The 22,618-nt window shown below is 70.2% G+C and carries 20 protein-coding genes; 9 read left to right on the top strand and 11 right to left on the bottom strand.

What is annotated here, in order from left to right:
• Nucleotides 1-6: 6 nt before the first annotated feature.
• The 7 genes from P6897_RS12670 to P6897_RS12640 all read left to right on the top strand — a co-directional run bounded on the left by P6897_RS12670 (nucleotide 7) and on the right by P6897_RS12640 (nucleotide 8,214).
• Nucleotides 7-1,119, top strand: a complete 1,113-nt coding sequence (locus P6897_RS12670; RefSeq protein WP_114588573.1) for a BMP family ABC transporter substrate-binding protein — start codon at nucleotides 7-9, stop codon at nucleotides 1,117-1,119.
• An 85-nt stretch (nucleotides 1,120-1,204) separates the two neighbouring features.
• The gene (locus P6897_RS12665) at nucleotides 1,205-2,719 is read left to right on the top strand and encodes an ABC transporter ATP-binding protein (RefSeq protein ID WP_112617412.1); all 1,515 of its coding nucleotides are present in this window, start codon (nucleotides 1,205-1,207) and stop codon (nucleotides 2,717-2,719) included.
• Entirely contained in the window at nucleotides 2,716-4,050 is a 1,335-nt protein-coding gene (locus P6897_RS12660; RefSeq protein ID WP_282501398.1) for an ABC transporter permease, read from the top strand. The genes P6897_RS12665 and P6897_RS12660 overlap by 4 nt, the downstream gene beginning before the upstream one ends.
• On the top strand, nucleotides 4,050-5,327 hold the full coding sequence (locus tag P6897_RS12655; RefSeq protein WP_282501397.1) for an ABC transporter permease: 1,278 nt from the start codon (nucleotides 4,050-4,052) through the stop codon (nucleotides 5,325-5,327). Before P6897_RS12660 ends, P6897_RS12655 begins: the two co-directional genes overlap by 1 nt.
• 7 nt (nucleotides 5,328-5,334) lie before the next feature.
• Nucleotides 5,335-5,736 (top strand): cytidine deaminase, encoded by a 402-nt coding sequence (locus P6897_RS12650; RefSeq protein ID WP_023955526.1) that lies wholly within the window; start codon nucleotides 5,335-5,337, stop codon nucleotides 5,734-5,736.
• The gene (locus P6897_RS12645) at nucleotides 5,733-7,043 is read left to right on the top strand and encodes a thymidine phosphorylase (protein WP_114588570.1); all 1,311 of its coding nucleotides are present in this window, start codon (nucleotides 5,733-5,735) and stop codon (nucleotides 7,041-7,043) included. The genes P6897_RS12650 and P6897_RS12645 overlap by 4 nt, the downstream gene beginning before the upstream one ends.
• 55 nt (nucleotides 7,044-7,098) lie before the next feature.
• Complete coding sequence (locus P6897_RS12640; RefSeq protein WP_274178917.1) at nucleotides 7,099-8,214, top strand: adenosine deaminase; 1,116 nt, start codon at nucleotides 7,099-7,101, stop codon at nucleotides 8,212-8,214.
• Between the two features lie 88 nt (nucleotides 8,215-8,302).
• Here the strand turns inward: P6897_RS12640 and P6897_RS12635 are convergent, their stop codons facing one another.
• The 8 genes from P6897_RS12635 to P6897_RS12600 form a co-directional block, all read right to left on the bottom strand.
• Nucleotides 8,303-9,106, bottom strand: a complete 804-nt coding sequence (locus P6897_RS12635; RefSeq protein WP_274178916.1) for a DUF559 domain-containing protein — start codon at nucleotides 9,104-9,106, stop codon at nucleotides 8,303-8,305.
• 198 nt (nucleotides 9,107-9,304) lie between these two features.
• Nucleotides 9,305-10,105, bottom strand: a complete 801-nt coding sequence (locus tag P6897_RS12630; RefSeq protein WP_274178915.1) for an alpha/beta hydrolase — start codon at nucleotides 10,103-10,105, stop codon at nucleotides 9,305-9,307.
• On the bottom strand, nucleotides 10,102-11,268 hold the full coding sequence (locus P6897_RS12625) for a mannitol-1-phosphate 5-dehydrogenase (protein WP_282501396.1): 1,167 nt from the start codon (nucleotides 11,266-11,268) through the stop codon (nucleotides 10,102-10,104). Before P6897_RS12625 ends, P6897_RS12630 begins: the two co-directional genes overlap by 4 nt.
• Nucleotides 11,265-11,702, bottom strand: a complete 438-nt coding sequence (locus tag P6897_RS12620; protein WP_023955519.1) for a PTS sugar transporter subunit IIA — start codon at nucleotides 11,700-11,702, stop codon at nucleotides 11,265-11,267. The genes P6897_RS12625 and P6897_RS12620 overlap by 4 nt, the downstream gene beginning before the upstream one ends.
• An 86-nt stretch (nucleotides 11,703-11,788) precedes the next feature.
• The gene (locus tag P6897_RS12615) at nucleotides 11,789-13,372 is read right to left on the bottom strand and encodes a PTS mannitol transporter subunit IICB (RefSeq protein ID WP_112617403.1); all 1,584 of its coding nucleotides are present in this window, start codon (nucleotides 13,370-13,372) and stop codon (nucleotides 11,789-11,791) included.
• 48 nt (nucleotides 13,373-13,420) lie between these two features.
• The gene (gene ptsP, locus P6897_RS12610) at nucleotides 13,421-15,076 is read right to left on the bottom strand and encodes a phosphoenolpyruvate--protein phosphotransferase (RefSeq protein ID WP_112617402.1); all 1,656 of its coding nucleotides are present in this window, start codon (nucleotides 15,074-15,076) and stop codon (nucleotides 13,421-13,423) included.
• A gap of 50 nt (nucleotides 15,077-15,126) precedes the next feature.
• Nucleotides 15,127-15,399, bottom strand: coding sequence for an HPr family phosphocarrier protein (locus tag P6897_RS12605; RefSeq protein WP_023955516.1), 273 nt, complete (start codon nucleotides 15,397-15,399; stop codon nucleotides 15,127-15,129).
• Nucleotides 15,396-15,749: a PTS sugar transporter gene (locus P6897_RS12600; RefSeq protein ID WP_112617401.1), complete on the bottom strand. Its 354-nt coding sequence runs from the start codon at nucleotides 15,747-15,749 to the stop codon at nucleotides 15,396-15,398. Before P6897_RS12600 ends, P6897_RS12605 begins: the two co-directional genes overlap by 4 nt.
• A 107-nt stretch (nucleotides 15,750-15,856) precedes the next feature.
• Between P6897_RS12600 and P6897_RS12595 the strand changes: the two genes are divergently transcribed.
• Nucleotides 15,857-17,776 (top strand): PTS sugar transporter subunit IIA, encoded by a 1,920-nt coding sequence (locus P6897_RS12595; protein WP_112617400.1) that lies wholly within the window; start codon nucleotides 15,857-15,859, stop codon nucleotides 17,774-17,776.
• A gap of 10 nt (nucleotides 17,777-17,786) precedes the next feature.
• On the opposite strand, the gene P6897_RS12590 is transcribed toward P6897_RS12595, so the two are convergent.
• From P6897_RS12590 to P6897_RS12580, 3 genes are all read right to left on the bottom strand, one after another.
• Nucleotides 17,787-18,356, bottom strand: a complete 570-nt coding sequence (locus tag P6897_RS12590; RefSeq protein WP_274178911.1) for a GNAT family protein — start codon at nucleotides 18,354-18,356, stop codon at nucleotides 17,787-17,789.
• Between the two features lie 150 nt (nucleotides 18,357-18,506).
• Nucleotides 18,507-20,153 (bottom strand): phospho-sugar mutase, encoded by a 1,647-nt coding sequence (locus P6897_RS12585; RefSeq protein ID WP_274179038.1) that lies wholly within the window; start codon nucleotides 20,151-20,153, stop codon nucleotides 18,507-18,509.
• 80 nt (nucleotides 20,154-20,233) lie between these two features.
• Entirely contained in the window at nucleotides 20,234-21,067 is an 834-nt protein-coding gene (locus tag P6897_RS12580; RefSeq protein WP_274178910.1) for a purine-nucleoside phosphorylase, read from the bottom strand.
• Between the two features lie 68 nt (nucleotides 21,068-21,135).
• Between P6897_RS12580 and P6897_RS12575 the strand changes: the two genes are divergently transcribed.
• Entirely contained in the window at nucleotides 21,136-22,599 is a 1,464-nt protein-coding gene (locus P6897_RS12575; RefSeq protein WP_114588564.1) for an NAD(P)H-quinone dehydrogenase, read from the top strand.
• Nucleotides 22,600-22,618 lie beyond the last annotated feature (19 nt).

The following is a 22,618-nucleotide window of genomic DNA, read 5'->3' as shown; positions in this document are numbered from 1 at the left end:
GCTGCATTGACACTCTCGACCCCCCAGAAGCTCGTCGGCATCACAGCTGCCGCGGGCCTTCTCGTCGCCCTCGCCGGTTGCGGAGCCGCACCCGATGAGGCTGGCGGATCCGCCGCACCCGAGGCGGGCTCGGACTTCACCCCCTGCCTGGTCTCCGACGAGGGCGGCTGGAACGACCGTTCGTTCAACCAGTCGGCGAAGGAGGGCATGGACCGCGCGGCGAAGGAGCTCGGCGTCGAATCGATCGAGGTCGAGTCCACCACCGAGAACGACTACGCGCCGAACCTCGAGACGCTCGTCTCGGAGGGCTGCGACCTGATCGTCGCCGTCGGCTACAAGCTCGCCCCGGCCACCGTCGCGTCGGCCACCGCGAACCCCGACATCGACTACGCCATCATCGACGACTACGCCGACACCGATTTCGACGGCAAGACCGACGCCCCCAACATCAAGCCGCTGGTGTTCAACACCGCGGAGGCCGCCTACCTCGGTGGCTACGCGGCGGCCTCGTGGTCGGCTGAGGCCGGCGTGAACAAGGTCGGCACCTTCGGTGGCGACAAGTTCAACTCGGTCACCGTCTTCATGGACGGCTTCCAGCTCGGTGTCGAGAAGTACAACGAGGACAAGGGCGCGAACGTCGGCGTCGTCGGCTGGGACATCACCGCTCAGGACGGCAACTTCACCGGTGGCTTCACCGCCAACGACACCGCGAAGCAGGTCGCTCAGGGCATCCTCGACCAGGGTGTCGACGTGATCCTGCCCGTCGGCGGCCCGATCTACCAGAGCGCCGCGCAGGCCATCCGCGAGGGCAACCGCGACGTCGTCATGCTCGGCGTCGACAGCGACCTCGCCGTCTCGGACGACACGGTCGCCGACCTGACGCTCGTGTCGATCCAGAAGGCGATCGACGTCTCCGTCTACGACGCCACCGTCGCGGCGCAGGGCGGCGACTTCACGACCGACCCGTACGTCGGCACGCTGAAGAACGAGGGTGTCAAGCTGTCGAGCTTCCACGACTTCGAGTCGCGTCTGCCGGCCGGTCTCGCCGACGAGCTGACCGCCCTGCAGGAGGCGATCGTCGCCGGTGACATCACCGTGGACTCGCCGAACTCTCCGTGAGCTCATGAGTCGTCGGGGCCGGGGGACGGAAGTTCCCCGGCCCCGACCGCTGTCCACCCACCATCCGTCGCATAGATTGGCCGACATGAAGCTCGAACTCCGGGGCATCACCAAGCGCTTCGGCACCCTGGTCGCCAACGACCACATCGACCTCGTCGTCAGGCCGGGCGAGATCCACGCTCTCCTCGGGGAGAACGGCGCCGGCAAGTCGACGCTCATGAACGTCCTCTACGGCCTCTATCAGGCCGATGAGGGCCACATCCTCCTCGACGACGTCGTCCAGGACTTCCGCGGACCCGGCGACGCCATGAGCGCGGGCATCGGCATGGTGCACCAGCACTTCATGCTCGTCCCGGTCTTCACCGTCGCCGAGAACGTCATGCTCGGTCACGAGAACACCAAGGGCCTCGGCGTCCTCGACCTCGCCGCGGCCCGCGCACACGTGCGTGCCGTGGCCGACCGCTTCGGCTTTCAGATCGACCCCGACGCCGTCGTCGGAGATCTGCCCGTCGGCGTGCAGCAGCGCGTCGAGATCATCAAGGCGCTCTCGCGCGAGGCCAAGGTGCTCGTCTTCGACGAGCCCACCGCGGTGCTCACGCCGCAGGAGACCGACGAGCTCATGGCGATCATGCGCCAGCTGCGCGACGAGGGCACCTCGATCGTCTTCATCACCCACAAGCTGCGCGAGGTCCGCGAGGTCGCGGACCGCATCACCGTCATCCGGCTGGGCAAGGTCGTCGGCGAGGCATCGCCGACGGCGAGCAACGCCGAACTGGCGGCGCTCATGGTCGGCCGCCCCGTCGAGATGGTCGTCGCCAAGGGGGCCCCGAACGTGGGGGAGGGCGGCCTCGTGCTCGACGGCATCCGCGTCGTCACGCCCTCGGGGATCGTCGTCGTCGACGACGTCGACCTGCAGGTGCAGTCGGGCGAGGTCGTCGCGATCGCGGGCGTCCAGGGCAACGGCCAGACCGAGATCGTCGAAGCGATCCTCGGGCTGCTGCCGATCGACCACGGCTCGATCCGCCTCGACGGCGACGAGCTGGGCGGGCGCAGCGTGCGCGCGATCCTCGACCGCGGTGTCGGCTTCGTGCCCGAGGATCGCAAGGAGGACGGTCTCGTCGGGGCGTTCTCCGTGCAGGAGAACCTCATCCTCGACCGCTCCGACGACCGCGCCTTCACTCGTGCGGGCACGATCGACCGCCGCGCCCTCGAGGCGTTCGCGCGTGAGCGCATCGCCGAGTACGACATCCGCACGCAGGGCCCCGACACGGCGGTCGGCACCCTGTCGGGCGGCAACCAGCAGAAGGTCGTCATCGCACGCGAGATGGCCCGCCCGCTGCGTCTGCTCGTCGCGGCGCAGCCCACGCGCGGCGTCGACGTGGGCAGCATCGAATTCATCCACAAGCGCATCATCGAGGCCCGTGACTCCGGCGTCGCCGTCCTCGTCGTCTCGACCGAGCTCGACGAGGTGGTCGCCCTGGCCGACCGCATCGCGGTGATGTACCGCGGTCGCATCGTCGGCGTCGTCCCGGCGACGACGCCGCGCGACGTGCTCGGCCTGATGATGGCCGGCGAGGTCCCCGAGGAGTCAGCAGCATGACCACCCCCACCCCCGGTCCCGGCCCCGACCTCCCCGTCGAGCCCGCGGACTCGCAACTGCCCCCCGTCGGCGGACCCCTGACCGGCAAGCCCGAGGTGGCCCCGCCGCCGACGACGAACCGCATCATCAGCGAGGTGATGCGCAGCAGCGGCGTCATCACCGTGCTCGCCATCATGCTCGCGCTCATCGTCGGCGGCATCATGATGGCCGTCACGGACGAGCGCGTGGCCGCGGCATCCGGCTACTTCTTCGCCCGCCCGGGCGACACGCTGGTCGCGATCTGGCAGTCGGTGTCGGGCGGATACGACGCCCTGTTCCGCGGCGCCGTGTTCAACACGCGCGTCGACGGCTTCGCGACGCAGATCCGTCCGCTCACGAACACGCTCGGCTTCGCAGCGCCGCTGATCGCGGCGGGTCTCGGTGTCGCGCTGGCCTTCCGAGCCGGTCTGTTCAACATCGGCGGCCGCGGCCAGATCCTCATCGGCGCTGCGTTCGCGGCCCTCGTGACGTTCAACCTCGACCTGCCGATGTTCATCCACCTGCCGCTGACCCTGATCGCCGGCATCGTGGGCGGGGCCCTGTGGGGCGGGCTCGTGGGACTGCTGAAGGCGCGCACCGGCGCGCACGAGGTGATCCTCACGATCATGCTCAACTACATCGCCTACTACCTCGTCAGCTGGATGGTGCGCACCCCCTCGCTGCTGCAGCAGACCGGCACGACGCAGTCGATCTCGCTGCGTACCCCGGACTCCGCGCAGTTCCCCGAGCTGCTCGGCCCGCAGTATCCGCTGCTGGACTGGGGCTTCATCGTCGTCATCATCGCGACGATCGTCGTGTGGTGGGTCATCGAGCGCTCCAGCCTCGGGCTGCGCCTGCGCGCCGTGGGCGAGAACCCGCACGCGGCACGCGCCGCGGGCATCTCGGTCGAGCGCATGTACATCTACGCGATGCTCTTCGCCGGCGGGCTCGCGGGCCTCGCGGCCATGAACCAGGTGCAGGGCCAGGTCACCACCGGCTTCACCGGCTCGATCGACGCGGGCATCGGATTCGACGCGATCACGGTCGCCCTGCTCGGGCGTTCGCGTCCGTGGGGCGTCTTCGCCGCCGGCATCCTGCTCGGCGCGCTCAAGGCGGGCAGCTTCACGATGCAGGGCTCCGAGGGCATCCCCGTCGAGATCGTGCTCGTGGTGCAGGCGCTCATCGTCCTGTTCATCGCAGCCCCGCCGCTCGTCCGGACGATCTTCTTCCTTCCCAAGACCGAAGCTGAGAAGCGCGCGTCGGGCCGCACGAAGAACTCGTCGCGCCGCGCCGCTGTGAAGGCGGGTGCCTGATGGCAACGACCGATCTGACCTCCGCCGCCGCGGCCCCCGCCGCGGTGAAGGTCCGCCACCTCAAGCCGGCCATCGCCCTCGGCGTCGCCACCGTGCTGCTGGCACTGCTGTTCGCCCTGGTCCCGCGCGGCGGCACGAGCACGTTCCGTCTCGCCGACGGCGGGTCGACGATCCCGATCCCGGACGTCGCCCTCCCGACGGGGCCGACCAGCTGGGCGCTGCTCGCCCTGATGGCCGTCATCACGGGCGTCGCGGCGTGGGACGCCCTCGCCTATCGCCGCCCTCGCACCTGGCTGATCGCGGTGGCCGGTTTCGTGGGGGTGTTCGCCTTCCTCGTCTGGGCCGCGGCCGAGGGGCTCGTGCCCGTCATCGGTCTGCTGTTCGGTGCGGTGTCGCTGTCTGTCCCGCTCATCTTCGGCGCCCTCGGCGGCGTCATCGGTGAACGGGTCGGTGTCGTGAACGTCGCCATCGAGGGCCAGTTCCTGCTCGGCGCCTTCGGCGCGGTGCTCGTCGGCAGCATCACCGGCAACCCGTTCATCGGACTGATCGCCGCCATGGTCGGCGGCGTCCTGGTGAGCCTCGTCCTCGCGGTCTTCTCGATCCGTTACCTCGTCGATCAGGTCATCGTCGGCGTCGTGCTGAACGTGCTGGTGACCGGCCTCACCGGCTTCCTCTTCGGAGCGCTCCTCGCGCCGAACGAGGCGACGCTCAACCGCGCGACGACCTTCCAGCGCCTGCCGATCCCGCTGCTCAGCGACATCCCCGTCATCGGACCCGTGCTGTTCAACCAGACGTTCATCGTCTACCTGATGTACGTCACGGTCGGTCTCGTCGCGTGGGGTCTGTACCGCACCCGCTGGGGTCTGCGTCTGCGCGCCGTCGGCGAGCACCCGCAGGCGGCGGACACCGTCGGCATCAAGGTGAACCCGACCCGGTTCTGGAACGTCAGCCTCGCCGGTGCGATCGCCGGCGCCGGTGGTGCGTACTTCACGCTGGTGTCGGTGCCGACCTTCACCAAGGAGATGACCGCGGGCCTGGGCTTCATCGCCCTCGCCGCCGTGATCTTCGGACGCTGGGACCCGATCCGCGCCACCCTCGCGGCGCTGCTGTTCGGGTTCGCGACGAACCTGCAGAACCTTCTGACGGTGCTGCGGACGCCGATCCCCAGCGAGTTCATGCTCATGCTGCCCTACCTCGTGACGATCCTCGCGGTCGCCGGGTTCGCGGGGCACATCCGTGGGCCGGCCGCCGCCGGCAAGCCGTACATCAAGGGGTGACACCGCTGTGACAGACATCGATTGGGACGAGCTGCGCGCCGTCGCGACGGAAGCCATGACGCGCGCCTACGCGCCGTACTCGCGCTACCGGGTGGGCGCGGCAGCGCTCGTCAGCGACGGACGCATCGTCTCGGGATGCAACGTCGAGAACGCGTCGTACGGCGTCGGGCTGTGCGCCGAGTGCGCCCTCGTCGGCGACCTGCACATGTCGGGCGGCGGACAGCTCGTCGCCTTCGTGTGCGTCAACAACGACGGGCAGACGATCATGCCGTGCGGTCGGTGCCGCCAGCTGCTGAACGAGTTCGCCCTGCCCGGAATGCTGCTCGAGACCGTCTCGGGCATCCGCACGATCGACGAGGTGCTGCCCGATGCGTTCGGGCCCCGCGACCTCGAGGAGGCCGCCCGATGAGCGCCGAGTCCACCGCATCCGCTGTCGAGGCGTTCGACGCCGTCGACGTCATCCGCACCAAGCGTGACGGGGGTGCCGTCCCTGAGGACGCGCTCCGCTGGATGATCGACGCGTACACGCGCGAGTACGTCGCCGACTCGCAGATGGCGGCTTTCGCGATGGCGGTGCTGCTCAATGGGATGCAGCGCGACGAGATCCGCGTCATGACCGACGCGATGATCGCTTCGGGCGAGCGCATGAGCTTCGCCGGTCTCGGCAAGCGCACGGTCGACAAGCACTCCACCGGCGGTGTCGGCGACAAGATCACTCTGCCGCTCGCGCCGCTCGTCGCCGCGTTCGGCGTCGCCGTGCCGCAGCTGTCGGGACGCGGCCTCGGCCATACCGGCGGCACGCTCGACAAGCTCGAGTCCATCCCCGGCTGGCGTGCCGCGCTGTCGAACGACGAGATGTTCGCGCAGCTTCGCGACGTCGGCGCCGTGATCTGCGCCGCGGGATCGGGCCTCGCGCCCGCCGACAAGCGGCTGTACGCGCTCCGCGACGTCACCGGCACGGTCGAGGCGATCCCGCTGATCGCCTCGAGCATCATGTCGAAGAAGATCGCCGAGGGCACCGAGTCGCTCGTGCTCGATGTGAAGTTCGGCTCCGGCGCCTTCATGAAGGACGTCGACAAGGCTCGCGAGCTCGCCCGCACGATGGTCGCGCTCGGCGCAGACTCGGGGGTCGCGACGACCGCGCTCCTCACCGACATGAACGCCCCGCTCGGTCTCGCGATCGGAAACGCGAACGAGGTCCGCGAATCGGTGGAGGTGCTCGCCGGCGGCGGCCCCGCCGACGTCGTCGAACTGACCGTCGCGCTCGCGCGCGAGATGCTCGCGCTCGCGGGTCAGCCCGACGCCGACGTGGAGGCCGCCCTCGCCGACGGCCGGGCCATGGACGTCTGGCGCCGCATGATCCAGGCACAGGGCGGCGACCCGGATGCCGCACTCCCGACGCCCCGCGAGACGCACACGATCACCGCGCCGACGGCCGGCGTCGTCTCTCGCCTTGAGGCGCTGCCCTTCGGCATCGCCGCCTGGCGTCTCGGTGCCGGCCGTGCGCGTGCCCAGGACCCCGTCATCCACGCCGCGGGCATCGACCTGCACGTCAAGCCGGGCGACGAGGTGGCAGCCGGTCAGCCGCTTTTCACCCTGCTGGCCGATGATGGTGCGCGGTTCGACCGCGCTCTCGACGCGCTGCACGGCGCGTGGGAGATCGACGACGACGCCCCGCCTGCGGGGCCGCTCGTCCTCGAGCGCATCACAGCCTGAGCCCGCCGGCACACCCCGTCCGTCCACCCGCCCGTTTCTTCCGGAGGAGCCCGTCATGCCGATCGAACAGCACGCCGACGTCAAACTGCAGGGCGTTTCCGTCCGGTCGCTGCCGAAGGTGTCGCTGCACGACCACCTCGACGGCGGTGTCCGCCCCGCGACCATCGTCGAACTGGCGGACGAACTCGGGCTCGACGTTCCCGAGACCGACGCCGACGACCTCGCCGACTGGTTCGAGGAGCAGAGCGACTCGGGTTCGCTCGTCGACTACATCAAGACCTTCGAGGTCACGCTCGGGGTCATGCAGACCGGCGAGGGACTGCGCCGCATCGCGCGCGAGTTCGTCACCGACCTCGCCGCCGACGGCGTGGTCTACGGCGAGGTGCGGTGGGCGCCCGAACAGCACCTGCGCGGCGGACTGTCGCTCCAGGAGGCCGTCGACGCCGTGCAGGAGGGCATCGAGGAGGGCGAGGATGCCGCCGAGGCGAAGGGTCACGACATCCGCGTCGGTCAGATCCTCTCGGCGATGCGTCAGGCCGACCGCTCGCTCGAGATCGCGCGTCTGGCGGTCGACAACCGCGGTCGCGGAGTCGTCGGCTTCGACATCGCGGGACCCGAGGACGGCTTCCTCCCCGCACAGCACCGCGAGGCGTTCGACTACCTCGCCTCGGAGTTCTTCCCGGTGACGGTGCACGCGGGCGAGGCTGCGGGACTCGACTCGATCCGATCGGCGCTCATCGACGGCCGGGCGCTGCGCCTCGGTCACGGCGTGCGCATCGCGTCGGACCTCAACGTCGTCTCGCGTGAGGGCGAAGAGGTGCTCGTCCAGTTCGGCGACCTCGCCCGGTGGGTGCGCGACCGCGAGATCCCGCTCGAGCTGTCGCCCTCGTCCAACCTGCAGACCGGAGCCATCGCCGGATGGGGCACGCAGTGGGAGGACCACCCCTTCGACCTGCTGTACCAGCTGGGCTTCTCGGTCACCGTGAACGTCGACAACCGCACGCAGAGCCGCACCTCGCTCACGCGAGAACTCGCGACTCTGGCGCAGACCTTCGACTACGACCTCGACGACCTCCAGGCCTTCCAGCTGAACGCCGCCGCCGGTGCTTTCCTCTCGGTCGAGGAGCGCGAGGAGCTGATCGAGGTCATCGCCGAGGGCTTCGGAGCCTGACCCCGAACTGGGACCCAACTCCTCAGATCTGTGCCGATTGCGCGGAGTTTGCGCGTTCCACCGAGGCCCTGAAGCTGGATCTGAGGAGTTAGCGCGCCGGACGGTTCGACACCACAGCTCGGAGCTGGTGCGCCAGCCGGTCGCGGTGGTGGAAGATGTCCTCGGCGAGCGGACGAATGGTCATGTACCCCTGGGTCGCGGCTGCGAGATCTCGTCGCTTGTCGCGCTTCTGGGCATCCCAGCCCGAGTGGTGGGCCTCGCTGTCGCATTCGATGATCAGCCACCCCTCGACGAGGAAGTCGACGCGGCCTACCCCGGGGATGACGACCTGGCTCTCGAAGCGGCACCCGATCGACCGGAGAATGAGGCGGAGGAGCGACTCGGAACCAGATTCTGCTGAGGGGTCGAGCAGTGGACGGAGGCGTCGGTAGCGGCGCGGCAATCTCTGAAAGACATCCTCGATGTCCTCCGCGTCGATCATGCGCTGGTGCCAGGCGTTGTCGAGAGTGGCGACCGCTGCGCGCGGATCTTGGCAGCGGCAGGCCTGCGCAAGGGCCGACACGAGATCGGCGGCAACCGAAGTCGGCGGGTCGTCATCGATTCGCCAGTGCCGGATGACGCCGTCGGGCGCCGCCGGAAGCCTGCTGGACCCGACGCGGGCGTTCACATGCAAAGAGTGTCGATCCAGGACGAACACGCCGACAGCTTTCAGCAGCGACACGCAGTCGAGACGGCAGCCCAGACGCGCCGCCGCCAGGAGATCGTGATGAGTCGAGGCGGGAAGGTAACGGCCGCGGCGGACACGGACCAGCGTTCCCTCCGCGAGCGCGCGGTCGATCTCTGAACGGCGGAGACCGAGGTCTGTCGCGCTCTTCCAATCCGTCGGCAGCACTCCGGCAGTATGCGAACTCCGTGCCTCCTGCGGGGGGCGTAGTGCGCTGCTGTGGACAGCAGGCCCCGGAATCAGCTCGGGGGAGGATCCGCTGCCCCGGCATCAACTCCTCAGTTTTTCAACCTCCGCAGGACCCGCTGCAGTCTCGGGCGTCTTCGGCGCCCACATCTGAGGAGTTATGCCGCCCGGGCCACCGGGTCAGCGGGGGAGAGAGGCCACGAGGTCCGACAGAGCCGCAGTAACCTCGGCGCGCATGTCGGGATCGGAGATGGTGGGGGTGCCGTCGCCGGCCTGCGGGCCGTAATCGCCGAAGGATGCGTGGCTGGCGCCGTCGATCTCGACGAAGGTCGTATCCGCGGGGAGGAGGTGGCGGTTGTCGTCGACCTTCTGAGGGGTCGTCAGGCCGTCCTCCGAGCCGGACAGGCTGAGCACCGGCAGCCCCGACGCCGACAGATCGGTCGCGCAGTACGACGCGAACAGGACGAGCCCGTCGGCATCCGCGGCCAGCTGACAGGCCCGTACGCCACCGAGCGAATGCCCACCGACCAGCCAGGCGTCCACACCGGGGACGAGGTCGGTGAACGACGAGAGCGAGCGAGGGTCGAAGAAGGCGAGGTTCAGCCACGGCCGGGTGATCACCACGCTGACGTCCTCGTCGGCGACGACATCGGCCAGGATCGCGGCGTATGCCTCGGCCTGCACCTTCGCACCCGGCACGAAGACGAGTCCGACCTCTGCCGGTCCCGCAGCCGGTTCGAGCACGAGACTGCCGCCTGCCTCCGACATGACGATGCGCTCGTCGGCGCGGACGGCGTCGAGCGGCCCGGCCTCGGCGTCCATGACTCCGACCTGGCTCCAGACCAGCATGCCGATCACCGCGGCCACGACGATCCCGACGACCGACAGAACGACGACGAGGACGATCCGACGCCGTCGCGAGCGACGATGCGGGCGAGCGGGCTCGTCACCCGTCGCCCGCACCGCTGCCGCGTCGCTCATCGAGCGTCGGAGCCGATCGCCGCCTGACGTTCGGAGACGGCGCGCTCGACCCGCGGGTACAGCGGGTGCGAGGGCTCGAGTCCGGTAACGGATGCCGTGAAGGATGCCGCGTCCTCGGCACGCAGGCGCTGCTGCAGCTCGACGGACTGCGGGTCCTCCGGGTCGTCGAACGCGAGGGCGGCACCGATCGCCGCGACCAGCGCATCGACCGACAGGCCGGCCTCGGCTGCTTCCGCGGCCGGGCCGACGAAGCGCTCGTGCCGGGAGAGCTTGCGCAGTGGCTGACGCCCCACACGTCCGACGGTGTCGGGCAGCTCGGGGTTGGCGAAGCGCCGCAGGATCGTGGCGCGGTAGTCCGCGAGCTCGCCGGCGTCGAGACCGTGCTTGTGGACGAGGAGCGCCGAGGTCTCTTCGAGCGCGGCCGAGACGCTCGCGGCGATCTCCGGCACGGCGAGGGCTTCGGCCACGGTCGGGGTGCCGGCCTGCGCGCCGAAGTACGCGGTCGTGGCATGACCGGTGTTGACCGTGAAGAGCTTGCGCTCGATGTACGGCTCGAGGTCCTCGACGAAGTGCGCGCCGGGGATGTTCGGCAGTTCGCCGCCGAACGGGCCGGACTCGATCGCCCACTCGTAGAACGGCTCGACCGTGACGTCGACTCCGGCGCCGGCGGGCTGCGCGGGCACGATGCGGTCGACGGCGGTGTTGGCGAAGATCGCTCGGCCCGAGAGGGTCTCCCACGCGTCACCGGCCTGGGCGCGGATCTCGTCGCGCAGCAGGTCGGTGGCGCCGATCGCGTTCTCGCAGGCCATCACGGCCAGCGGTGCCGCGGCCGGGTCGCGCAGAGCGAGGCCGGCGAGGATGTGGGGCGCGATGAACTTCAGAACGGTGGGACCCACCGCGGTCGTGACGACGTCCGCGTTCGCGACGGCATCCGCGACGGCCTGCGGGTCCTCCGCGCTGTTGAGTGCGCGGAAACCGGTGACGGTGCGGTCGACACCGCCCTCGCCGACCTCGTGGACGGTGTACTCGGAGGCAGCGTTGATGGCGTCGACAAGGGGAGCGGCGACGTCGGAGAAGACGAGCTCGTAGCCGCCTTCGTTCAGGAGGAGGCCGACGAAGCCGCGGCCGATGTTGCCGGCTCCGAAGTGGACCGCGGTGCTCACTGGTTCACCGAAGCGAGCAGGGCGTAGAGCTCGTCGGGGGTCTGCGCGGCCTTCAGGCGAGCGACGTCGTCCTCCTCGGAGAAGAGGAGGGCGATCTGAGACAGGATGTCGAGGTGCTCGTCGCCCTTGCCGGCGATGCCGACGACGAACGACACCGGCTCCCCGCCCCAGTCGACACCGCCGTCGTAGCGGACGAACGACAGCGCCGAGTCGAGGATCGCGTCCTTGGTCTCGTTGGTGCCGTGGGGGATGGCGAGCTCGTTGCCCATGTACGTCGACACGGTCTGCTCGCGCTGCTGCATGGCGTCGAAGTACGCGGAGGTCACGGCACCTGCGGACTCGAGCAGGTCAGCGGCCTCCTTCATCGCCTCTTCGCGGGTGGCGCTTCCGGAGTGGATGCGGATCTGACCGATGTTCAGGACCTCACGTGCCATGTCTGTCTCCTTCGAATGATGTTGCTGGGGGATGACGCGGGGCCGGGGCGGATGGACCGCCCCGGCCCCGGGTCTGGGTTTCGAGCCTACGCGTCGGCGTCGTGCTGCTTGCGGACCATCTCCACGACCTCGTCGTACTTCGGCGAGTTCATGAAGTTGTCCACCGACACGTGAACCGCGTCGGGGTTCTGCGCCTTGGCGCGGTCGGTCAGCTGCTGCTGCGTGATGACCAGGTCGGCGGTGCCGTCGAGGTTCGCGATCGCCTTGTTGACGACCGTGACGTCCTCGATGCCGGCCTTCTTGAACTTGTTGCGCAGGACGCTCGCGCCCATCGCGGACGAGCCCATGCCGGCGTCGCAGGCGAACACGACCGACTGGATTGGCTTCGTCGCCGTCGCGGTGGCGGCGCCGGTCTCGGCTGCTGCACCGGTGGCGGCGGCAGCACCCGATGCGCGCAGACCCGACAGGGCCTCCGAGCTCTTGCCCTTGTTGGCCTCGGTGCGTGCGATCGCGTCCTCGAAGGTGCCCTCACCAGCCTGCTCGCGAGCGAGGTCGCGCTTGCGGCTCGCCAGCAGGATCGCCGCCGAGACCGCGAACGTCACACCGGCCGAGATGATCACCGAGAGGATGACGCCGAGGTGGCTGCCCGGGGCGGTCTGGATGAGCACCGCGAAGATGGATCCCGGCGAGGCCGCGGCGACCAGGCCGGAGTTGAAGATGGCGTTCGTGGCAACACCACTGGCGCCGCCGGCGATGAGCGCGACGATCAGGAGGGGCTTCGCCAGCACGTACGGGAAGTACACCTCGTGGATGCCGCCGAAGAACTGGATGATGAACGCACCCGGTGCGGTACCGCGCGCGATGCCGACCCCGAAGACGGAGATCGCGAGCAGGAGGCCGGCACCCGGGCCGGGGTTCGCCTCGACGAGGAAGAGCAGGCTCTTCCCGGTCTCGAGCGACTCCTGGGTTCCGAGCGGGGTGAACACGCCGTGGTTGATGGCGTTGTTGAGGAACAGAACCTTCGCGGGCTCGACGATGATGCTCGCCAGCGGGATCAGGCCGCGGTCGACGAGGAAGCCGACGGCGCCACCGAGCACGTCGGTGACGAACTTCATCACCGGGGCGAGCCAGAAGAAGGCTGCGAGCGCGGCGAAGAATGCGACGAAGCCGGCGCTGAAGTTGTCGACGAGCATCTCGAATCCGGCGCGGACCTTGCCCGCCCACAGCTTCTCGATCCACTTGAGTGCCAGGGCGGTCAGGGGACCGGCGACCATTGCGCCGAGGAACATGATGGTCCCCGAGGCGCCCACGATGACGCCCATCGCAGCGACGGCGCCGACGACACCGCCGCGGACACCGAAGACCATGCGGCCACCGGTGTAGGCGATCAGGGTGGGCAGCAGGTAGGTGATGATGGGACCGACCAGGCCGGTCCACTCGGTGCCGTCAGGGGTGACCCCGCCGCCGAGCATGCGGGAGTCGGCCCACTGCCAGGCCTCGATCGGCCCGTCCTGTCCGACCCATCCCGTGTCGATGAACAGAGCGGTGATCAGACCCCATGCGATGAAGGCCGCGATGTTGGGCATGACCATTCCCGAGAGGAAGGTTCCGAAGCGCTGGACGCGGACCCGGACCCCACCTCCCGCGGGTGGTGTTGACGTCGTTGTCATTTCTGGTTCTCCTTCTGGTGCAGTGTGTGGTGCGGGTGCTGGTGCTGATCAGATGCCGGCGGCGGTCTGGGCGGCGGCACGTGCCGAGGCCGCGTCGGTCGCGGTCAGGGCGGCCTCGGCGATGCGGCGGGCGTCGTCGAGGGTGTGGTTGAGCAGGGTGGCGCGAACGTCGGCGAGCGCGGTGGGCGCCATCGACAGGCTCGTGGCGCCGAGGCCCACGAGCACGACGGCCAGCAGCGGGTCAGCTGCGGCCTCGCCGCAGATGCCCACGGGCTTGCCGTTGGCCTGGCCCGCCTTGCCGGTCTCATGGATGAGACGCAGCACAGCCGGGTGCCAGGGGTCCTGGAACGACGACACCGAACCGAGCAGGCGGTCGGCGGCGAGCGTGTACTGGGTGAGGTCGTTGGTGCCGATCGAGGCGAAGTCGGCGACCTTGAGGACGTGGTCAGCGAGCAGCGCCGACGACGGCACCTCGACCATGACACCCGCGGTCTTGATGCCGTACTCGCGGGCGATGCCGACGAAGTACTCGGTCTCCTCGACGGTCGAGACCATCGGCGCCATGACCCACAGGTCGGCCTCGGTCGCGGCATCCGCCTCGGCGAGCGCGGTGAGCTGTTCGCGCAGGATGTCCTCGCTGGCGCGCAGGGCGCGGAGACCGCGGAGGCCGAGCGCCGGGTTCTCCTCGTGCGCGTCGTTGAGGAACGCGAGCGGCTTGTCGGCGCCGGCATCCAGCGCGCGGACGACGACCTTCTGGCCCGGGAACGCCTGCAGCAGCTTCGTGTAGGCCTCGCGCTGCTGGGCGACGGTGGGCGCCTGCGACGAACTGAGGAAGAGGAACTCGGTGCGGAAGAGGCCGACGCCCTCGGCGCCCAGCTCGACGGCCTGTGCCGCGCCCTCGGGCTTGCCGAGGTTCGCCAGCAGCGGGATGGCGGTGCCGTCGGCGAGCGCGCCGGGGGTGATCGGGGCGGATGCCGCCGACTTGCGCTCGTCGGCACGGTTCTGCGCCTGTGCGAGCTCGTCCTCGCTCGGGTCGGTCGTGACGACGCCCTTCGCGGCGTCGACGATGACCGTCTCGCCCTCGGAGAGGCTGGCGGCGTCCGTGACGCCGACGACGGCGACGATCGACTTCTCGCGGGCGAGGATCGCGGTGTGCGAGGTGGGCCCGCCCTCGGAGGTCACCAGCGCCAGGACCATGTCGAGGTCGAGCAGCGCGGTGTCGGCGGGGGCGAGGTCCTTGGCGACCAGCACGAAGGGGTGGCCCGGCTCGGGGACACCCGGTGCGGGGACGCCGCGGAGGTGAGCGATGACGCGCTGCGCGACGTCGTCGAGGTCGGCGGCGCGCTCGCCGAGATAGCCGCCCATCGCGGACAGCTGGTCGCGGAACGAGGCGAAGGCGTCGTACACGGCGAACTCGCCGGTCTTGCCGGCCTGCAGGCGGGTCGAGACCTCGGCCTCGAGGCTCGGGTCCTCGGCCATCATGGCCTGCGCTTCGAGCACGTCGCGGGCGGCGCCGCCCGCCTGTGCGCCACGCTGTTCGAGCTCGCGCGCGACAGCGGCGACGGCATCCTTCACGCGCGCCGTCTCCTCGTCGAGCGACAGCTCCGACTTCTCGTCCTTCGGCGCGGGAAGCGGCTCCGCCATCCGTGCGATCGGTCCCTGCGCGACTCCCAGGCCGATGCCCACTCCGCGAAGCTCACTCATTGCTCGATCTCCTTCGTATCGTCCGTGTTCGTATCGATGGTCGTTCGTGGTCACTCGTCGTGATCGGTGGCGAGCAGGTCGGCGAGTTCGTCCAGGACGCTCTCGGCGCTGTCGCCGTCGGCCGTGAGGGTGACGTAATCGCCGTACTCGACGCCGAGCGCGATGACTCCGAGGATGCTCGCGGCGTTCACGGGAGAGCCCGAGCCCTTCGCGATCGTGACGTTGGCACCCGACTGCTTGACCGCCTGGGCGAACAGCTTCGCGGGACGGGCGTGGAGCCCGTTGGACGATCCGATGCGGACGGTACGCGATGCCTCGCTCATGAGGGGGTCCTCTCCGTTGAAGGGATGTCGGTGCTGGAACGTGTCGTGGTGGTGGCCGGAGCGGTGATCAGCGCGAGCGTCCGGCTCCCGTCGAGATCTCGGAAGATGTCGGCGGGCATCAGGATGACGCGCGTTCCGCGGGCAGCCGCGGCCTCGGTGATCCGGTCCAGCTTCGGGATGAGCTGGGGGCCGACGAGGACGATGTCCGCCGCGTCGAGATCGATCGGCAGTGACTGCTCGGTTCCGGCGGTGGCGGTGATGTCCAGGCCACGCGTCTGCGCCGCATGGCGCACCCGCTGTGCGACGAAAGTACTCGACGCGCCCGCGCCGCATACGACCAGGATCCTCATCGACCCGCCTCCTCCTCTCCCCATTGTTGTGAGACCCCTGAGAGGCGACAAGGTCTTCCTGCTTCCGCAGGGGCGGAAGGTCGGCCGGGCCATGATGGAATGGGAGCGTGACCAGGAGCCGGCAGGACCGCGTCCTCGCGATTCTCGCGCGCGACGGCGACTGGGTGACCGCAGCCGCGCTCGCGGATGCGATCGGGGTCACTCCGCGCTCGATCCGCAGCTACGTCACGGCCCTGAACGCCCGGGTGCCGGATGGCGTCGTGGTCGAGTCCGGACCGCAGGGCTACCGCGCGGGGCCGGAGAGCGCCGCGGCGGTGCATGTGGGCGACGCCGGCACTCCGCGCGACCGGCTGCACCGTCTGGTGCGCGCGCTGCTCGATTCCCCGGACGGAATCGACGTCTTCGAGACGGCCGAGGCCTTCTTCGTCAGCCCCGCCACGATCGATGCCGATCTCAGCCGGGTGCGCGGGCTGCTCGGCGGCACCGAGCTCAGCCTGGAACGCACGTCGTCGCGGGCACGGCTGCGCGGCACCGAGATGGCCCAGCGACGGCTGCTCAGCAGGCTCGCCCACGAGGAGACCGATGACGGCTCCTTCGACCTCGACAGCCTCCGTCGCACTCTCGGCGAACGGTCCGTCGGGGCGGTCGCCTTCGGCCCCTTCAAGGACGACCTGGTCACCGAGCTGACCGAGCTCGGCTACTTCGTCAACGAGTTCGGCATCGGGGATGTCGTCATGCACATCGCCATCGCCGCCGACCGGATCACGCGGGGTCGGGCTCTCGAAGTGGCGGAGGCCGACGACGCCGCGTTCCGCGCGGAGGTCGGCGACATCCTCGACCGCCTCACGCGCCGGCACCTCGGCGTCGTGCTGGGGTCGGGCGACCGTCAGCATCTCGCCGCCCTCGTGCTCACGCGCGTCGTGGCGCCCGGTGCGACCGAGCCGGCGGCGCTCATCCGCGAGCGCATCGACCCGGACGTCGCGACCGCCGTCCGGGACGTCGTGCGGCGGGCGGCCGCGGAGTTCCTCGTCGACATCGACCAGGAGGACTTCGTGCTGCGCCTGTCGCTGCACGTGCAGAACCTCAAGCACCGGGCACGCGAGCAGGCGTGGTCGCGCAACCCGCTCACACGATCGCTGAAGACGACGTATCCGATGATCTTCGAGGTCGCCGTGTACATCGCCGACGCGCTGCGGGGTCTGCTCGGCATCCCGCTCCTCGACGACGAGATCGCCTACATCGCGATGCACGTCGGCGGGCGCCTCGAACGCAGCCGGCTCTCGGCGCAGGCGCTGACGGCGACGATCGTGTGCCCCGGGTACTACGAGCTGCACGAGCTGTTGCGCTCGAGCGTCGACCGTTCGCTGGGACAGGCACTCGACGTGGTGGGCGTCGAGACGCGCGTCGACCCGGACTGGGCCTCCATCGACACCGACCTCATCCTGTCGACCATCGCGCCTCCGGTCATGAGCGACCGGATCGTCCACATCCAGCCCTTCCTCACCGACGCCGACATCGATCGGGTGCAGACCGCCGCCGCGCGGCTCCGCCGGGCCCGGCGCCTGACGCGCTTGCGCGCCGAGCTGGAGCGCTACTTCGACCCGTCCGCGTTCATCCGCGGGCTCGACGGCGACGGGGGAGAAGAGGCCGCGATCCGCCGGCTGGGCTCACTGCTGGTCGATCAAGGCGTCATCGACGACGACTACATCGAGCGCACGATCGAGCGCGAGCGGCTCTCGTCCACAGCCTTCACCGACGCGCTCGCCGTCCCGCACGCCATCGGGATGACCGCGACGCGTACGGCCATCTCGCTCGGGATCGCCGACCCTTCGATCGCATGGGGTGACGGCCGGGTGCAGGTCGTCGCGATGGTCGCCTTCTCGGAGTCGGACCGCGCCGCGTTCCAGACGGTCTTCGAGCAGCTGGTCGAGGTGTTCAGCGAGCGCGAGAGCGTGCAGCGCATCGTGCGACGGGGGACCACCTTCAGCGCCTTCCTCGACGAGCTCGTCGCGGTCGTCGACGGCTGATCGCTCGCGCTCAGCGGGCGAGTCGTGCTTCGAGCCCCAGCTTCACCGCAGGCCACTCGTGCGGGAGCACGGAGTACACGACCGTGTCGCGGAGCGTCCCCTGCGGGCCCAGCCGGTGGTTGCGGAGCACACCGTCCTGCTTCGCGCCGAGACGCTCGATCGCCGCGCGCGACTGGCGGTTGTGCCACGACGTGCGGAACTCCACCGCGATGGCGTCGCAGCTCTCGAACGCGTGGCCGAGCAGCAGACGCTTCGCGGCCGTGTTGACCGCCGTCCGCTGCGCCGACGGCGACAGCCAGGTGTGCCCGATCTCGACGCGGCGGTTGGGCTGGTCGATGTTGCAGAACGTCGTCATCCCCACCGCGACATCGTCGCGCAGCACGGCGAAAGGGTTCATGTGGCCCTCGTCGCGCCAGGCGAGACGCTGCGCGATGTCAGCGGGAACGGACGCGGGAACCGAGGTGTACCAGGCGTACTCGAGGCCGGCCGTGGCTCGCGCGAGGTCGTCGGCGTGGTCGAGGTCGAGCGGGACGAGTCTCACGTGGTCGTCAGCGAGCTCCACAGGTTGCGTCAGCAGCACTCCCGAAGCCTAGCGGCGCGGATACGCGATACAGACGTCGGACGGGTGGTGCTGGTGGGGTGTGCGGGGTCGCTCGAGGCGACATCAGCCCCGCGCGTCCGACGAATGTATCGCCAGAAGCGCGGGACCGTGCAGGCCGGAGGGCGGGGATCAGCCGATGGCCGCGAGCAGCTCGCGCACGCCGGCCTCGAGCGCGGCGAGCCGGGATGCCGCGTCGGCGGCCGAGTCTCCGCGAACATCGAGGTACAGCTTGAGCTTCGGCTCGGTGCCGCTCGGGCGCACGAGGATACGGGCGTCGCCCTCGAGCCAGAGGCGCAGGATGTCGCCGAGCGGCGGACCCGATACCGGAGCGGCGAGATCCTCGAACGACACGACTGCCGCGTCGCCGATGCGGGTCGGCGGTGCCGCGCGGAGCGCTGCGGTGATGCGTCCGATGACCGCGAGATCGTCGACCCGGACCGATACCTGCCCGCTCGCGAAGCTGCCGAACTCGGCGTCGAACTCGGCGAGCAGGTCACCCAGCGTCCGACCCTGTTCGCGCGCCTCGGCGGCGAGGCCGAGGATCGCGATGGCGGCGGAGATGCCGTCCTTGTCCTTCACGGTCTCGGGGTTCACCAGATAGCCGAGTGCCTCTTCGAAGCCGAAGACGAGTCCGGGGGCGCGCGAGATCCACTTGAAGCCGGTGAGGGTGGCGTGGAAGGCGAGGCCGTGGCGCTCGGCGACGACCTGGAGCGCCGGCGAGGATACGAGCGAGCAGGCCAGCGACGCGCCCTCGGCGACGCCGCCCTCCGCGGCTCGACGTGCCGCGCGCCAGCCGAGCAGCAGGCCGATCTGGTTGCCGGTCAGTCGCCGCCAGCCGCCCTCGACGGCGGTATCCGGAATGGCGACGGCGAGGCGATCGGCGTCGGGGTCGTTCGCGAGGATGAACTCCGCGTCGTTCGCGCGGGCGGTCTCGAGTGCCAGATCCATCGCGCCCGGTTCCTCGGGATTCGGGAACGCGACGGTCGGGAATCGGCCGTCCGGCTCGGCCTGCTCGGCGACCGGGACGGGGTGCGGGTAGCCCGCAGCGTCGAGGATGCGCAGCATGGTCTCGGTTCCGACACCGTGCATGGCGGTGTAGACCCAACGCATCCCGTTCGCGCCCGCGGGCGCCGGGGCGACGGTCGCCGTCGCGGCGACGTACGCCTCGACGACGGTGTCGTCGGCGGTCTCGTACTGCTCGGAGCGGGGGAGGACCGAGATGTCGCCGGCGTCCGCCACCCGCTGGATGTGCGCGGCGATCTCGCCGTCGGCGGGCGGGACGATCTGCGAGCCGTCGTCGGCCCCGCCGAGGTACACCTTGTAGCCGTTGTCGTCGGGCGGGTTGTGGCTCGCCGTGACCATCACACCGGCGTCGGCGCCCAGGTGCCGCACCGCGAACGCGAGAACCGGCGTCGGGAGCAGCCGCGGCAGCAGGATGGCGCGCAGCCCCGCCCCCGCGAAGATCTCGGCCGAGTCTCGCGCGAACCGCGCTGAGCCCCGGCGGCCGTCGTAGCCGATGACGACGACGGGGGGAGCATCCGGTCCGGCCTTCTCGAGCAGATACGCCGCGAGCCCCGCGGCTGCTTGCGTGACGAGCACGCGGTTCATGCGGTTGCTGCCGGCGCCGAGGCGGCCGCGGAGTCCCGCGGTGCCGAAGGCCAGGCGCGTGCTGAAGCGGTCGACGAGGTCGGCCGCGGCCGCTTCGTCGCCTGACTCGGCTGCGGCGATGACTGCGGCCAGCTCATCGCGGGTGTCGGAGTCGGGGTCCTGGGCCATCCAGGCGCGCGCAGCGTCCCAGGGAACCGCCGGCGTCGTCGCGTCGACATTCACGCCCGTGACCGGCTCGTCCGCGCCGGTCACAGCGCCTCGATCACGCGGGCGAGGAGCGCCGAGATCACCGGCTCGGCCTCGCGCCCGGCCTCGATCACCTCGGCGTGGCTGAGCGGGGTCTCCTGGATGCCGGCGGCGAGGTTCGTGATGAGCGAGAACCCGAGGATCTCCATGCCGGCCTCGCGGGCCGCGATGGCCTCGAGCGCCGTCGACATGCCCACGATGTCGCCGCCGAGCGTGCGAGCCATGCGCACCTCGGCCGGCGTCTCGTAGTGCGGGCCGCGGAACTGCGTGTACACGCCCTCGTCGAGCGTGGGATCGATCGAGCGCGCGATGTCGCGCAGTCGCGAGGAGTACAGGTCGGTCAGGTCGACGAACGTCGCGCCCTCGAGGGGCGAGTCGGCGGTGAGGTTCAGGTGGTCGCTGATGAGCACCGGCTGGCCGGGCCGCCACGTCGGCTTGATGCCGCCCGCGCCGTTGGTCAGCACCATGATCTTCGCGCCGGTGGCGGCGGCGGTGCGCACGCTGTGCACGACCCGGCGAACGCCGTGCCCCTCGTAGTAGTGGGTGCGGGCGCCGATGACGAGGATGCGCTTGCCCTCGGGGGTCAGGATGCTGCGCAGCGTCCCGACGTGCCCCTCGAGTGCGGGTTTGCTGAAGCCGGTGACGTCGGTGGCGGGGATGGTCGCCGTGGTCTCGCCGATGAGCTCGGCTGCGCGACCCCAGCCGCTGCCGAGGGTGAGCGCGATGTCGTGGCGCTCGACGCCGCTGATACGGGCGATGTCGGCCGCAGCCTCGCGGGCCACATCGAGCGGGTCGACAGCGGGATCGTCGAGCGGGTGCGCGGAGGAGTCAGGCATCCCCCCACTCTAAGACTCGCGACCCTCCAGACGCAGGCGTGCGCGACCGACTCCGCGGCTGAGGAAGAATGGAGACCATGTCGCCTCTCAGCTTCGAGCGCACCCAAAGCGTCGCCGTCCTCGGCGGCGGCCCCGGCGGATACGAGGCGGCCCTGGCCGCCGCCCAGCAGGGTGCGGAGGTGACGCTGGTCGAACGCGCCGGCGTGGGCGGCTCGGCCGTCATCACCGACGTCGTCCCCTCGAAGTCGCTGATCGCCACGGCTGATGCGGCCGTCGCCATCAGCGAGGCATCCGATTTGGGCGTGCAGCTGTTCGCGCGGTCCGACTCCGGCACTCCGCTCAAGCCGGAGGTCGCCATCAATCTCGCGGCCGTCAACCGCCGGCTGCTCTCTCTCGCTCGCCAGCAGTCCGACGACATGCGCGCGCAGCTCGTCGAAGCGGGCGTGCGCATCATCTCCGGCCACGGGCGCCTCGACGGCACGCACGCCCTGATCGCGGCGACAGGCCCCGGTGGCACCGACTTCGACCGCGTGGAAGCCGACACCCTCGTCGTCTCCGTGGGGGCGTCGCCGCGCGAACTGCCCAGTGCGAAGCCCGACGGGGAGCGCATCCTCACCTGGACGCAGCTCTACGACATGAAGTCGCTGCCCGAGCACCTCATCGTCGTGGGATCCGGTGTGACGGGAGCGGAGTTCGCCTCGGCCTACATGAACCTCGGGGCGAAGGTGACGCTGATCTCCAGCCGCGACCAGGTGCTCCCGGGCGAGGACGTCGACGCGGCCGCCGTCATCGAGAAGGTGTTCAAGCGCGGCGGGATGACGGTGCTGTCGAAGTCTCGCGCCGAGAAGGTCGAGCGCACCGAGAACGGCGTCGTGGCGACCCTCTCGGACGGGCGCACGGTCGAGGGGAGCCACTGCCTCATGGCGGTCGGCTCGATCCCCAACACCGCCGGCATCGGTCTCGAAGAGGCGGGCGTCCAGCTGACGGATTCGGGCCACATCCAGGTCAACCGCGTCGCGCGCACATCCGTGCCGAACATCTACGCCGCGGGTGACTGCACCACGTTCGTGCCGCTCGCCTCGGTCGCCGCCATGCAGGGGCGCCAGGCCGTGTTCCACGCGCTCGGCGACACCGTCATCCCGCTCGAGCGTCGCCGCATCACCGCGAACATCTTCACCGCGCCCGAGATCGCGACGGTGGGCCAGCAGCAGAAGGACATCGAGTCGGGCCTGGTCAACGGGTACGTGCACAAGCTCCCGCTCGCCGCGAACCCGCGCGCCAAGATGATGGGCGTCAAGGACGGCTTCGTGAAGATCATCGCGCGCGAGGGCTCGGGAACCGTCATCGGCGGTGTCATCGTGGCGCCCCGCGCCTCGGAGCTCATCTACCCGATCGCGATCGCCGTCGAGCGCCGTCTCACGGTCGACCAGGTCTCGCGGGTCTTCGCGGTGTACCCCTCGCTCACGGGCAGCATCACGGACGCCGCTCGCGCGATGCACCTCGTCCAGCGCGACGAGGATCCGCTCTCCTGAGCCGAGCCGAGCCCACGAG

Origin of the sequence: Microbacterium sp. BDGP8 (genome assembly GCF_029991045.1) — a bacterium.
Classification (GTDB): Bacteria; Actinomycetota; Actinomycetes; order Actinomycetales; family Microbacteriaceae; genus Microbacterium; species Microbacterium plantarum.
Note: the sequence above shows the minus strand (reverse complement) of the source record. Positions and strands in the feature narration are given on the sequence as shown.